This window comes from Blautia sp. BIOML-A1 (assembly GCF_009883055.1).
Classification (GTDB): Bacteria; Bacillota; Clostridia; order Lachnospirales; family Lachnospiraceae; genus Blautia_A.
In genome coordinates this window covers 1-10,983 of record NZ_WWVR01000055.1, presented here as the reverse complement: position 1 = coordinate 10,983, position 10,983 = coordinate 1, and the positions used below count along the sequence as shown (strand labels likewise).

18 protein-coding genes and 2 pseudogenes are annotated in these 10,983 nt (G+C 37.9%); 19 read left to right on the top strand and 1 reads right to left on the bottom strand.

All coding sequences use genetic code 11. The features are described 5' to 3' along the window. The first annotated feature begins 87 nt into the window (after nt 1-87). From GT674_RS15945 to GT674_RS15860, 19 genes and pseudogenes are all read left to right on the top strand, one after another. Nucleotides 88-573 carry a hypothetical protein gene (locus GT674_RS15945; protein ID WP_161286578.1) on the top strand — a complete coding sequence of 162 codons (486 nt, stop codon included), beginning with the start codon at nt 88-90 and terminating at the stop codon, nt 571-573. 127 nt (nt 574-700) lie between these two features. After that, the gene (locus tag GT674_RS15940) at nt 701-979 is read left to right on the top strand and encodes a hypothetical protein (RefSeq protein WP_161286577.1); all 279 of its coding nucleotides are present in this window, start codon (nt 701-703) and stop codon (nt 977-979) included. Nucleotides 980-1,229: 250 nt separating this feature from the next. Further along, nucleotides 1,230-1,784, top strand: coding sequence for an HNH endonuclease (locus tag GT674_RS15935; RefSeq protein WP_161286576.1), 555 nt, complete (start codon nt 1,230-1,232; stop codon nt 1,782-1,784). A 41-nt stretch (nt 1,785-1,825) separates the two neighbouring features. Continuing rightward, nucleotides 1,826-1,996, top strand: coding sequence for a hypothetical protein (locus tag GT674_RS15930; protein ID WP_161286574.1), 171 nt, complete (start codon nt 1,826-1,828; stop codon nt 1,994-1,996). 426 nt (nt 1,997-2,422) lie between these two features. Continuing rightward, a complete protein-coding gene (locus GT674_RS15925) occupies nt 2,423-2,698 on the top strand; it encodes a hypothetical protein (RefSeq protein WP_243149162.1) in 276 nt (91 codons plus the stop codon). A 187-nt stretch (nt 2,699-2,885) separates the two neighbouring features. Next, complete coding sequence (gene rd, locus GT674_RS15920) at nt 2,886-3,050, top strand: rubredoxin (protein ID WP_020993356.1); 165 nt, start codon at nt 2,886-2,888, stop codon at nt 3,048-3,050. 76 nt (nt 3,051-3,126) lie between these two features. After that, nucleotides 3,127-3,561, top strand: a complete 435-nt coding sequence (locus GT674_RS15915) for a bacteriohemerythrin (RefSeq protein WP_019161195.1) — start codon at nt 3,127-3,129, stop codon at nt 3,559-3,561. 261 nt (nt 3,562-3,822) lie between these two features. Further along, nucleotides 3,823-3,972 (top strand): hypothetical protein, encoded by a 150-nt coding sequence (locus GT674_RS17185; protein ID WP_015524977.1) that lies wholly within the window; start codon nt 3,823-3,825, stop codon nt 3,970-3,972. A 179-nt stretch (nt 3,973-4,151) separates the two neighbouring features. Then, nucleotides 4,152-4,364 carry a DUF6219 family protein gene (locus tag GT674_RS15910; RefSeq protein WP_117457937.1) on the top strand — a complete coding sequence of 71 codons (213 nt, stop codon included), beginning with the start codon at nt 4,152-4,154 and terminating at the stop codon, nt 4,362-4,364. Between the two features lie 3 nt (nt 4,365-4,367). Next, entirely contained in the window at nt 4,368-4,823 is a 456-nt protein-coding gene (bcp, locus tag GT674_RS15905; RefSeq protein ID WP_005421605.1) for a thioredoxin-dependent thiol peroxidase, read from the top strand. Further along, on the top strand, nt 4,823-5,569 hold the full coding sequence (gene yaaA, locus GT674_RS15900) for a peroxide stress protein YaaA (RefSeq protein WP_005421606.1): 747 nt from the start codon (nt 4,823-4,825) through the stop codon (nt 5,567-5,569). The genes bcp and yaaA overlap by 1 nt, the downstream gene beginning before the upstream one ends. A gap of 89 nt (nt 5,570-5,658) precedes the next feature. Then, nucleotides 5,659-5,826: pseudogene (locus tag GT674_RS15895) on the top strand (rubredoxin-like domain-containing protein); the annotation flags it as partial. Between the two features lie 48 nt (nt 5,827-5,874). Beyond that, complete coding sequence (locus GT674_RS15890; protein WP_117997260.1) at nt 5,875-6,828, top strand: L-lactate dehydrogenase; 954 nt, start codon at nt 5,875-5,877, stop codon at nt 6,826-6,828. Nucleotides 6,829-6,837: 9 nt separating this feature from the next. Beyond that, on the top strand, nt 6,838-7,212 hold the full coding sequence (locus GT674_RS15885) for a desulfoferrodoxin family protein (protein ID WP_023920586.1): 375 nt from the start codon (nt 6,838-6,840) through the stop codon (nt 7,210-7,212). A 91-nt stretch (nt 7,213-7,303) separates the two neighbouring features. Then, nucleotides 7,304-7,462 (top strand): rubredoxin, encoded by a 159-nt coding sequence (locus GT674_RS15880; protein WP_005339874.1) that lies wholly within the window; start codon nt 7,304-7,306, stop codon nt 7,460-7,462. A 153-nt stretch (nt 7,463-7,615) separates the two neighbouring features. Beyond that, the gene (locus tag GT674_RS15875) at nt 7,616-8,362 is read left to right on the top strand and encodes an SDR family NAD(P)-dependent oxidoreductase (protein ID WP_005421611.1); all 747 of its coding nucleotides are present in this window, start codon (nt 7,616-7,618) and stop codon (nt 8,360-8,362) included. 92 nt (nt 8,363-8,454) lie between these two features. Further along, entirely contained in the window at nt 8,455-8,760 is a 306-nt protein-coding gene (gene trxA / locus GT674_RS15870; RefSeq protein WP_005421612.1) for a thioredoxin, read from the top strand. A gap of 13 nt (nt 8,761-8,773) precedes the next feature. Further along, nucleotides 8,774-9,094 carry a rhodanese-like domain-containing protein gene (locus GT674_RS15865; RefSeq protein ID WP_005421613.1) on the top strand — a complete coding sequence of 107 codons (321 nt, stop codon included), beginning with the start codon at nt 8,774-8,776 and terminating at the stop codon, nt 9,092-9,094. A 1-nt stretch (nt 9,095) separates the two neighbouring features. Further along, the gene (locus tag GT674_RS15860) at nt 9,096-10,787 is read left to right on the top strand and encodes an FAD-dependent oxidoreductase (RefSeq protein ID WP_161286572.1); all 1,692 of its coding nucleotides are present in this window, start codon (nt 9,096-9,098) and stop codon (nt 10,785-10,787) included. Between the two features lie 111 nt (nt 10,788-10,898). On the opposite strand, the pseudogene GT674_RS18040 reads toward GT674_RS15860, so the two are convergent. Further along, nucleotides 10,899-10,983 (bottom strand): annotated as a pseudogene (locus GT674_RS18040) (Crp/Fnr family transcriptional regulator); the annotation flags it as partial.

Below are 10,983 nucleotides of genomic sequence, written 5' to 3'. Positions count from 1 at the left end.
ATGTAACTTATTAACTGTTCAGCAAAGTCAGTAAAATCAAGGATTTTTGTTGAACATGCACTAAAAAGAATAGAGAGGGCAAATGATATGAGCGAATTGAGACTTTGCAAAGAGGACTTTCTGCAGTACAGAATGTTGGAAACGCAGCGGTTATATTACGAGAAAAGACTGGCCGAACTCCGCGATAAATACCTGATTGTCGATACAGTGCAGGATTACAGGAGTGGACAGGCGCGTACCGTCAAAATCGAGGACGTCCAGCAGGTGGCGTACCAGAGGGAAAAGGCTTTAATCGAGGCTATTATTCTGGAAATTGTTCAGAAACGTTGGATCATCAAGCGTACGATTGATATGGCGGCATTGGACGGAGATATAGACAGGAGCATGCAGACCGTAGCCGCATTGGTTATCATTGGAGGTGAGAAATACGAGGATGCCGGTTACAAAGCTGGCATGGTCAAGTCCTGTGCATTCAGATATCTCAATAGATTTTTCACACTGCCGGCAGTTCAGAAGATTTTCAATCAGGCCGTCGTTGACAGTAAGAACAATCTCCGCGGACTCATCGCATAGCATTAAAGGGGTGCCTATAAGACACCTCTATTTTTTTTTAAAAGTCAAAAAAACGCCAAGAACTGCAATCCAGAACCACAAGAACCAGGAGAACTCTATAATATAATTGTGGAAAGGTAGGTAGGAAATGAGAGAAAACAATTTTTATCACGGTCCGATTTTTCCGGAGACGAGACAGTTCGTCAGAGATCAATTTCATGTTGGAGATACTGTAGAGATTTCCGATTTGGGGTCAGACGGACACACTCTCAAGGGATTCAAAAAAATTAAAATTATGGAAAAATACAGACATTTTTTTGTAGCAGTCGCAACGGATCCAACGCCGTCAGGCAAGCACGTCCGCGAGCGCTATACCTATACCGATCTCGCGACAGTTATGTATGTTCGCCCATGCATGGCGGTTTGAGATAATATATGTCAATAAATTTTGCTTCACAGTCTTTCTTCAAAATTTTATGTTCACCTCAGCCCTGTATGGGGTCACATCCTACAGGGTTATTCGCCGGAGTTGTCACCGGCATGTTGATTTTTTTCATATCAACCTCCTTTCTTTTATTATTGAACGCTTGCCGATTGAGAGTAGTGCACTCAGTCGGCGGGTGATTCGTAGGATGTAACACAGAAAAGCTTTCTTATATAGAAGGGAGCGAATAAACATGACAGCAAAATATACCGAAGTAGAAATTTATAAATCAATTACGTATAACAGATATACAGCAGATAGGTACGAGGTTTCAAACCTGGGCCACGTTCGTAACAAAATTACCGGCAAAATTTTAACCAATATTGCCAGACCGAGCTATGCGAGTGTGATATTACAGATTGGAAACGGCAGACAAAAATCTTTTTACGTACACGTTTTGGTTGCCAGATATTTTTTACCGAATCCAAGCGGGCTTCCGGAAATAAATCACCGCGATCAAAATAAAATGAATCCTAAACTCAATAACCTGGAATGGTGTGACCGCAGATACAACATGGCTTACGGAGATGTAGTTGATCGTATTATTGCCGGATTGGTGAATCATTCTCCAGAGTTTATGTGCATGGAGACTGGAATGATCTACAATAATCAATCTCAAGCGGCGCGAGAATTAGGAGTTAACAGATATAATCTAAATTCTGTTTTGGCCGGAAGGCGCAGGTCTGTTAGTGGACTTACATTCAAATGGCTTTACCAGATTGCGGAGGGTTTGCCTTATGTTGGTTAGTTGTTCGTATTACAGACGCATCCACGAGAAGAATTTTGACTGTGGAAGAAAAAGTAAAATGCGCTATCGTTACAGTCGCGATGCCGAGTCGTCCAAATTTAGAAGCTCTACAAAATGGTAAAAAAAAGAGCCTGGAAATTCGCAAACGGGATAATGGTCTCTGGCAATGTTGTATTAGGGATTTCTCTGGAACATTTAGCAAAGTCGATTGATATGGATATTTTCTATTGCGACAATGTTGAAGTACATATAAAGGATTTTTTGAATAAAAAACGTCTGGCTATGAGTGGCTAGACGTTTTTTGCGTGAACAGGGGTATTTGCAAGGGGGAGCGTTTGCCTGTATCAATTTCGTAGTCGCAACGAACGCGCTAACCACCTAAGTGGTACAAGTGAACGAAAGGGTGATTACTGAAATATGTAGAAATAGAGCATTTGGGGATTATGTAGATAGAAAGCAGGAATGTTAAGTAGTTGCTCAAGACATCGTAAAAATGTGGTTAGGTTTTAAGTGAATACTTTTTAACGATATAAAGTAGAAAATTAGTTTATTTATGTTTAACCATTTAGATAGCATGATATAATCAGGATAGCAAGAATAGTTTTTGATTAGAAAGCACAAGGATAGGGGAACGACATATGGCTCATAGAACGGTTGCAATATGTGATGGAAAATACATAGGAATCGAATCCATATATACGGTTATTAATGGGCATCAAATAAATATACCGGATAGATTAAAAAATCTTAGAGAAAAAAGTAGAAATAATAAATTGTTTTGTCCTTGCGGGTGTGGAGCAAATCTTATATTAGTTGCAGGAGATAAAAATCTTCGTGAACAGCATTTCAGAATCAAGGATGGGACATACAATAACAATTGTAGAGTTCATTTTTTTAATCAACTATTCCCATGATATATACAATATGTAAATGTGCAATTCAAATATCAGTTTATGCTAAGTACAAAAATAATAATAATTACTATTATTGACAAGAGAATAATTATCATGTATAATACAGATATACAAGAAACAAAGTGTTAGAAAAATTGCTAGGAACTTGGTAACAAAAATAAATCGACATTGAAAAGGGAAAATGACTATGATAAAATATGAATGTGAACCATGTGGATATATTTATGATCCGGCAGTAGGAGATCCAGACGCTGGTATCGATCCAGAAACTGCATTTGAGGATATTCCAGATGACTGGACATGCCCAATCTGCGGATTAGGAAAAGATGTTTTCGTTCCTGTAGAAGACTAAGCAGAAAATGCAGGTACGAAACTGCCAGACATTAAAAGAGCCTAAGAGAACATATAAAAGAAATGGAGGTCAAATTATGACTTACGATTTAAACATTACCTTTGATGACAATTTAGTAACAGGAAATAAAACAATCGATACACAGCACAAAGAATTGATTGACCGTATTCAGAACTTTGTAATTGCCTGTCAAAATGGCGACAGCAAGGTAAAGGCGATCAAACTTCTGGATTATCTTAACGAGTATACTGACTTTCATTTTAAAGAAGAAGAAGCACTTCAGGAAAAAGCCGGTTATCCAGAGCGTGAAAAACATTATGAAAAACATGAAGAGTTTAAAAAGACAATTCAGGAACTGTATGAATACCTTCAGGAGTATGAAGGACCAACAGATCGGTTCAGTGAACTTGTACAGAAAAATGTAATCGACTGGCTGTTTGGACACATTAAAACATACGACCGCTCTGTGGCAAAATTTATCTTTATGAAACAAAATCCAGACCGATGCTAAAATAAACCAGGGAACGAGTTCACTCAGAATGTAGACAACGTGATGAAGTAAACTAGGGGCTGTCACAATGCAGCCCCTTTCCTGTTATAGCGATATTCTAGGTAATATATTGCGCTGGCATGACATATTATTTTACTACTACTATATGGGAAGAGCAAGCAGCTCTTCTTTTTTTGTCCTTTTTATCCAATTTTAAGTTGTAAAGTCTCTTTTCATTCGACAAAATTCTCCACAGACAGAGGATATGCGACGAGCATTGATATGAACATCTATTTATGGAAAGAGGATATTGAAGACGGGGAATCGGTAATGACAGCCGAATATAGACCTGTAGAATACGGAAAGGACTATGATGTTGTCAATAATCCTGATAAATTTCAACTATATATAGATGGAAAAGAGATTAAATAGTAATCTCCTGAAAGCAAGCTTTTTGTCAATTATTTCAAAGAAAAATTAAAGGATAACAATACATAGTTTTGACAATGATATTTTGAAAAATTTTATAGGAATGCTCTATTATCAAATTGACATAGGAATATGGTAGCGTATAATTAGAATTGAATACACTGAAAAAATGGAGGAATTACATGAAAGCACATAAATATTGGTCAGTAGGAGCATTGATCACAATGCTTGGGACTTTTTACACTGGATATAAAAAGCAAAAATCAAGTCACAAATACTTTGCTTTAAGTTCTATGTTATGTATGGTAATGGCGATATATACAGGTCATAAAATGATTACCGGGAATAGGAAGAAAAAGGCGAATAAAGAGAAAGATACAGAAAGGGAGAGATAAATAATGTTGGAAGTAGGGGTTAAGGCACCGGATTTTGAGTTGCCAGATCAAAATGGGAAAATACATAGATTATCGGATTATACAGGAAAAAAAGTGATTTTATATTTCTATCCCAAGGATAATACAGCGGGATGCACGAAACAGGCATGTGGGTTTTCTGAGCGATACCCTCAGTTTACCGAAAAAGGAGCAGTTATTCTTGGAGTCAGTAAGGATTCTGTATCCTCTCATAAGAGATTTGAGGAAAAATATGGATTGACATTTACACTTTTAGCAGATCCAGAGCGGAAAGTTATTGAAGCATATGATGTATGGAAAGAAAAGAAAAATTATGGCAAAGTCTCTATGGGAGTAGTAAGAACCACATATCTTATTGATGAACAGGGGATTATTATAAAGGCAAATGATAAAGTCAAGGCTGCAGATGATCCTGAAAATATGCTCAAGGAATTAGATTAATGAAGATAATATTATCCCCTGCTAAAAAGATGATTACAGATACTGACAGCATAGCGCCGGATGGATTGCCTGAATTTATTGAAAAGACGACAGAGATACAAAGTTGGTTGAAAAGTAAGTCAAAAGAAGAACTGAAGACTATCTGGAAATGTAATGACAAAATTACAGAACAGAACTTCAATAGATTGGAAAACATGGATCTTTATCATTTACTTACCCCAGCTGTCTTATCATATGAAGGAATTGCTTTTCAATATATGGCTCCATCCGTGTTTGAGGACAGTCAGTTCGAGTATGTACAAAATCATTTGAGAATAATATCTGCATTTTATGGTGTGCTAAAACCAAGGGATGGTGTGACACCTTATCGTTTGGAAATGCAGGCGAAGGTTGGAATAGGAGAAACAAAAAATCTGTATGAGTACTGGGGAGATTTATTATACCGCTCAGTGATTGATAACAGCAGGATTATAATCAATCTGGCATCGAAAGAATACTCTAAGTGCATAGAAAAATATCTGACACGACAGGATAGATACATTACGATTACATTTTGTGAGTTATCAGGAGATAAACTGGTGACAAAAGGTACATATGCTAAGATGGCCCGTGGTGAAATGGTTAGGTTCATGGCTGAAAACAGAATTGAAAATCCTGAGGATATTAAGAAATTTGATAGACTAGGCTATTCATTCCGCTCTGATTTATCATCAGATGCAGAATATGTTTTTGAACGGAAAAAATGATGATTGAATGATTATTTTAAATGAAAGGTAATCAGTAATATTGATTATTATAATAATAGTAATTATTGCTATTATTTATTGACAATAAACAGATTGAGAAGCACCACGAAGAGAGATATCGTGCACTTCTTAAGAATATTGAAACTGCACAGGTGTTTGAAAAGAGCGAAGTTAAGGTATGGGAATGCCGTAACTGTGGACATATTGTGGTAGGAACTAAGGCGCCTGAAGTATGTCCGGTATGTAATCATCCATAGAACTATTTTGAAGTACATGAAGAGAATTATTAAGGAGATGAGATTATTATGAAGAAAGTGATTAATTCAAAAAAAGCAGTAATGATAGGCTGTGGCTTTGTTGGTTCTGCATCGGTATTTGCTCTGATGCAGAGTGGCTTGTTTACAGAGATTGTCCTTATCGATGCAGATAAGAACAAGGCAGAAGGAGAAGCGATGGATATCAGTCATGGTATTCCATTTGCTAGTCCGATGAAAATATATGCCGGAGATTATGATGATGTGGCTGATGCTGCAATTGTTGTCATATCTGCCGGAGCGGGACAGAAACCGGGAGAGACAAGGCTTGATCTCGTAAATAAAAATGTAGCAATATTTAAGTCAATCATTCCTGAAATAGCAAAGAGAAATTTTGCAGGTATCATGCTTGTAGTTGCGAATCCGGTAGATATCCTGACTCAGGTAGCCATAAAGTTATCAGGACTTCCAGAAAACAGGGTTATTGGATCGGGTACTGTGTTAGATAGTGCCAGATTAAGATATAAGCTTGGTGAGCATTTATCTGTGGACAGCAGGAGTGTTCATGCATTTATAGTAGGTGAGCATGGAGACAGCGAAGTTGTAGCATGGTCATCAGCCAATGTATCTGGTGTTCCATTAAGTGAAATGTGTGAAATGCGTGGACATTACAAGCACAAGGAAAACACGGCAGAAATAGCTACAGCAGTCAAGAACAGTGCTTATGAGATTATAAACAAAAAGCACGCTACATATTATGGAATTGCAATGTCTGTAAAAAGAATCTGTGAAGCGATTATGAGAGATGAAAAATCAATACTTCCTGTATCACACATGATTCATGGAGTATATGATATTGACGAAGTATCGTTAAGTATGCCAGCTATTGTAGGTGCAGATGGTATTGAGTCTGATATACCTATTAATTTAAGTGGCGAGGAAGCGTTAAAGCTTAAGGAATCTGCAGATTCATTGAAAAAGATTATGGAGACAATTGAATTATAAATTTTACACATGGAAGTAAGGTATTATATTTGTAAGCATTGTGGAAACATTGTTGAAAAGGTAAAGGATAAGGGTGTACCTGTAATTTGTTGCGGAGAACCTATGCAGGAATTAAAAGCCGGAGTGACAGATGCTGCTGTCGAGAAGCATGTACCTGTATATACGATAGAAGGCAGTCATGTTCATGTCGTGGTCGGAGAGACAAAACATCCAATGCTTGAAGAGCATTTCATTGAGTGGATTACATTAAATACAAACCAGGGAATATACAGAAAACAGTTAAATCCAGGGCAGGAGCCAGTAGCAGATTTTTGTCTTTGCGATGGTGAACAGGTAGAAGAGGTATATGCATATTGTAACCTGCATGGATTATGGAAATGCTAAAAGCATTTATACATATTAAGGTTACAGAACAACACAAATACAACAGTAATATATGCTGTATATTAATATATTTATAAGGAGGAACAAACTAATGAAATATGTATGTGACGTTTGCGGATGGGAATATGATGAAGAGGAAGGTTATCCTGAAGGTGGTATTGCACCAGGAACAAAGTGGGAGGACGTTCCAGAAGATTTTGAATGCCCATTATGTAATGTTGGAAAAGATCAGTTTTCAGAAGTTGAATAAAATTCTGATTATTTAAATACGGATAGATAAACAAAAACCCTGGTGCGTGTGAGCAACAGGGTTTTTTATTGCGATAGTTTGTGATGATATCACAGAAAATGGTTTACCTTTTGCTTATAATGTAACTACAAACAAAGTAAGGAGGTAGTCTAAATGAGATTAAAAGATAAAGTTGCAATCATTACTGGTGGAAGCCGTGGTATAGGATTTGCTACAGCTGATAAATTCTTGAAGGAAGGTGCTTCAGTTGTGTTGGCAGCAAGTTCACAGGAATCGGCAGATGTTGCTGTAGATAAATTAAAAGAAAAATATCCCAATGCAATAGTTGCTGGAATTAGTCCAAATCTGGCAAGCATGGAGTCTGTCAGAAAGGCTTTTAAAGAGGCAACTGAAAAATATGGATGTGTCGACATACTGGTAAATAATGCAGGGATTTCAGAAAACACCTCATTTATGGATTATACAGAGGAGACTTTTGATAAAGTCATGGATCTAAATGTAAAAGGAGTATTTAATACTACTCGTGTAGCAGCAGAATGTATGGTGGCAAGAGGCAAGGGGGTCATTCTCTCAACTTCTTCCATGGTGAGTATTTCGGGACAGCCAAGTGGGTTTGCTTATCCGGCATCGAAGTTTGCAGTAAACGGATTGACTGTATCATTAGCAAGAGAATTAGGACCTAAAGGTATTCGTGTTAATGCTGTTGCACCTGGGATTACAGAAACTGATATGATGAAGGCCGTGCCAAAGGAAGTTATCGAACCTATGATTGAAAGAATTCCATTGCGTCGTCTTGGACAGCCAGAAGATATTGCCAATGCGTTTGTGTTTCTTGCTTCAGATGAGGCGAGTTACATTACAGGTGTTATATTAAGTGTAGATGGTATGGCAAGAAGTTAAGTTAATGAGGTATGGTGATGTAATCACGGAAAATAAATGAAATTAAGACTATAATAAATCTACAAAAAGAAAAAGATAAGGAGGACTGTAAAATGTCTGCTATTAATATCAATAAAAATAATTTTCAGAACGAAGTACTGAATTCCGATAAACCCGTTCTTTTAGATTTTTGGGCATCTTGGTGTGCGCCTTGCCGTATGGTAGTACCTATTGTAGAGGAGATTGCAAGTGAGCGTAGAGATATTAAAGTTGGAAAGATTAATGTAGACGAAGAGCCTGAACTGGCAAATAAGTTCAGTATTATGAGCATTCCAACTTTAGTGGTTATGAAGAATGGGAAGATTGTACAGCAGGTTTCAGGGGCGAGACCTAAGAATGCGATTTTAGAAATGCTTTAGGGGGGGTGTGCTAATGGGATTTTTTGATCTCTTTAAACAGTCGAATATTAATCAAGGCATAGAAGAATATAAAAGGACTGATGATGCAGTTCTGCTGGATGTACGTACACCGCAGGAATATCAGGAAGGACATATACCAGAAAGTAAAAATGTGCCGTTGCAGCAACTTGACAATATTGCTTCTGTAGCGAAGAATAAGGATATCCCACTGTTTGTATATTGTTATTCCGGTTCACGAAGCCGCCAGGCAACTGGGATACTGCAACGAATGGGATATTCTAAAGTAAATAATATCGGTGGCATTGCAGCTTACTCAGGAAAGGTGGAAAAATAAGATGAAGGTAATAATTGTAGGAGGTGTAGCCGGAGGAGCTACAGCTGCAGCAAGAATACGAAGACTGGATGAACATGCAGAAATTACTGTGTTTGAAAGATCCGGATACATATCCTATGCGAATTGTGGGCTTCCATATTATATTGGAGACGTGATCACAGACCCGGAAGAACTTACACTACAGACACCAGAGAGTTTTTTTAAACGCTTCCGTATTAACATGAAAATTCATCATGAAGTTATCTCCATACATCCGGAACGTAAAACGGTTTCAGTGAAAAATTTAGAGAATGGTGAGATATTTGAAGAAAAATATGATAAGCTGATCCTCTCTCCAGGTGCAAAGCCAACACAGCCGAGACTTCCCGGAGTAGGTATTGATAAACTTTTTACACTTCGTACTGTAGAAGACACTTTTCGGATAAAGGAATATATAAATAAGAATCATCCAAAATCGGCTGTATTGGCAGGTGGCGGTTTTATTGGTCTGGAACTGGCAGAAAATTTGAGGGAGCTTGGCATGGATGTTACGATTGTCCAGCGGCCTAAGCAGCTGATGAACCCTTTTGACCCGGATATGGCATCCATGATCCATAATGAAATGAGAAAGCATGGGATAAAACTGGTACTGGGCTATACAGTAGAAGGATTTAAAGAAAAAGACAACGGAGTGGAGGTCCTGTTGAAAGATAATCCATCCCTTCAGGCTGATATGGTAGTTCTGGCAATCGGAGTCACACCAGACACAGTATTAGCAAAAGAAGCCGGTCTGGAACTTGGCATCAAGGAAAGTATTGTAGTGAATGACAGAATGGAAACCTCTGTACCGGATATTTATGCTGCAGGTGATGCAGTTCAGGTAAAACATTATGTTACGGGTAATGATGCGCTGATTTCTTTGGCAGGACCAGCCAATAAACAGGGCAGAATCATCGCTGATAATATTTGTGGCGGTGATAGTCGTTACCTGGGCAGTCAGGGAAGCTCCGTTATCAAAGTATTTGATATGACAGCAGCTACTACAGGTATCAATGAAACCAATGCCAAAAAGTCAGGATTAGAGGTAGATACAGTAATTCTTTCTCCTATGAGTCATGCCGGTTACTATCCTGGTGGAAAAGTGATGACCATGAAGGTGTTTTTTGAAAAAGAGACCTATCGTTTGCTTGGTGCTCAGATTATTGGATATGAAGGAGTTGATAAACGTATTGATGTGCTGGCAACAGCAATTCATGCAGGGCTGAAGGCAACCCAGCTGAAGGATTTGGATCTCGCATATGCACCGCCTTATTCCTCTGCCAAGGATCCTGTAAATATGGCAGGATTCATGATAGACAATATAGCAAAAGGTACCTTAAAACAATGGCATCTGGAAGATATGGATAAGATTTCTAGAGATAAAAGTGTTGTGTTGCTGGATGTGAGAACTGTAGGTGAATTTAACAGGGGGCATATGGATGGATTCAAAAATATTCCTGTAGATGAACTGAGGGAACGGATCAATGAAATTGAGAAGGGAAAGCCTGTTTACCTGATATGCCAGAGTGGGCTACGCAGTTATATTGCAAGCCGTATTTTGGAAGGAAATGGATATGAAACATACAACTTTTCAGGTGGATTCCGCTTTTATGATGCAGTGGCTAATGACCATGCACTGATTGAAAGATCATATGCATGTGGTATGGATTATTAGAAATAAATAAAATATTTTTATAGTTTGATTGTAGTATAAAAAGATCCCCCATTTATTAGAATGACTTTCATAATTCTGATAAATGGAGGATTCTTTAGAGAAAAAAACGTTTTATGATCTTTGTAGTGTTTCCAGTCTTTTCGAATCAAGGATTGTTATTTTGCCGCGAGAGAGTCTGACGAGTCCTTCGCCTTGA

Excerpts from the sequence above, each read along its gene's own strand:
- GT674_RS15945 (WP_161286578.1), top strand. The coding sequence starts at position 88 with ATGAGCGAATTGAGACTTTGCAAAGAGGACTTTCTGCAGTACAGAATG.
- GT674_RS15940 (WP_161286577.1), top strand. The coding sequence starts at position 701 with ATGAGAGAAAACAATTTTTATCACGGTCCGATTTTTCCGGAGACGAGA.
- GT674_RS15935 (WP_161286576.1), top strand. The coding sequence starts at position 1,230 with ATGACAGCAAAATATACCGAAGTAGAAATTTATAAATCAATTACGTAT.
- GT674_RS15925 (WP_243149162.1), top strand. The coding sequence starts at position 2,423 with ATGGCTCATAGAACGGTTGCAATATGTGATGGAAAATACATAGGAATC.
- rd (WP_020993356.1), top strand. The coding sequence starts at position 2,886 with ATGATAAAATATGAATGTGAACCATGTGGATATATTTATGATCCGGCA.
- GT674_RS15915 (WP_019161195.1), top strand. The coding sequence starts at position 3,127 with ATGACTTACGATTTAAACATTACCTTTGATGACAATTTAGTAACAGGA.
- GT674_RS17185 (WP_015524977.1), top strand. The coding sequence starts at position 3,823 with ATGAACATCTATTTATGGAAAGAGGATATTGAAGACGGGGAATCGGTA.
- GT674_RS15910 (WP_117457937.1), top strand. The coding sequence starts at position 4,152 with ATGAAAGCACATAAATATTGGTCAGTAGGAGCATTGATCACAATGCTT.
- bcp (WP_005421605.1), top strand. The coding sequence starts at position 4,368 with ATGTTGGAAGTAGGGGTTAAGGCACCGGATTTTGAGTTGCCAGATCAA.
- yaaA (WP_005421606.1), top strand. The coding sequence starts at position 4,823 with ATGAAGATAATATTATCCCCTGCTAAAAAGATGATTACAGATACTGAC.
- GT674_RS15890 (WP_117997260.1), top strand. The coding sequence starts at position 5,875 with ATGAAGAAAGTGATTAATTCAAAAAAAGCAGTAATGATAGGCTGTGGC.
- GT674_RS15885 (WP_023920586.1), top strand. The coding sequence starts at position 6,838 with ATGGAAGTAAGGTATTATATTTGTAAGCATTGTGGAAACATTGTTGAA.
- GT674_RS15880 (WP_005339874.1), top strand. The coding sequence starts at position 7,304 with ATGAAATATGTATGTGACGTTTGCGGATGGGAATATGATGAAGAGGAA.
- GT674_RS15875 (WP_005421611.1), top strand. The coding sequence starts at position 7,616 with ATGAGATTAAAAGATAAAGTTGCAATCATTACTGGTGGAAGCCGTGGT.
- trxA (WP_005421612.1), top strand. The coding sequence starts at position 8,455 with ATGTCTGCTATTAATATCAATAAAAATAATTTTCAGAACGAAGTACTG.
- GT674_RS15865 (WP_005421613.1), top strand. The coding sequence starts at position 8,774 with ATGGGATTTTTTGATCTCTTTAAACAGTCGAATATTAATCAAGGCATA.
- GT674_RS15860 (WP_161286572.1), top strand. The coding sequence starts at position 9,096 with ATGAAGGTAATAATTGTAGGAGGTGTAGCCGGAGGAGCTACAGCTGCA.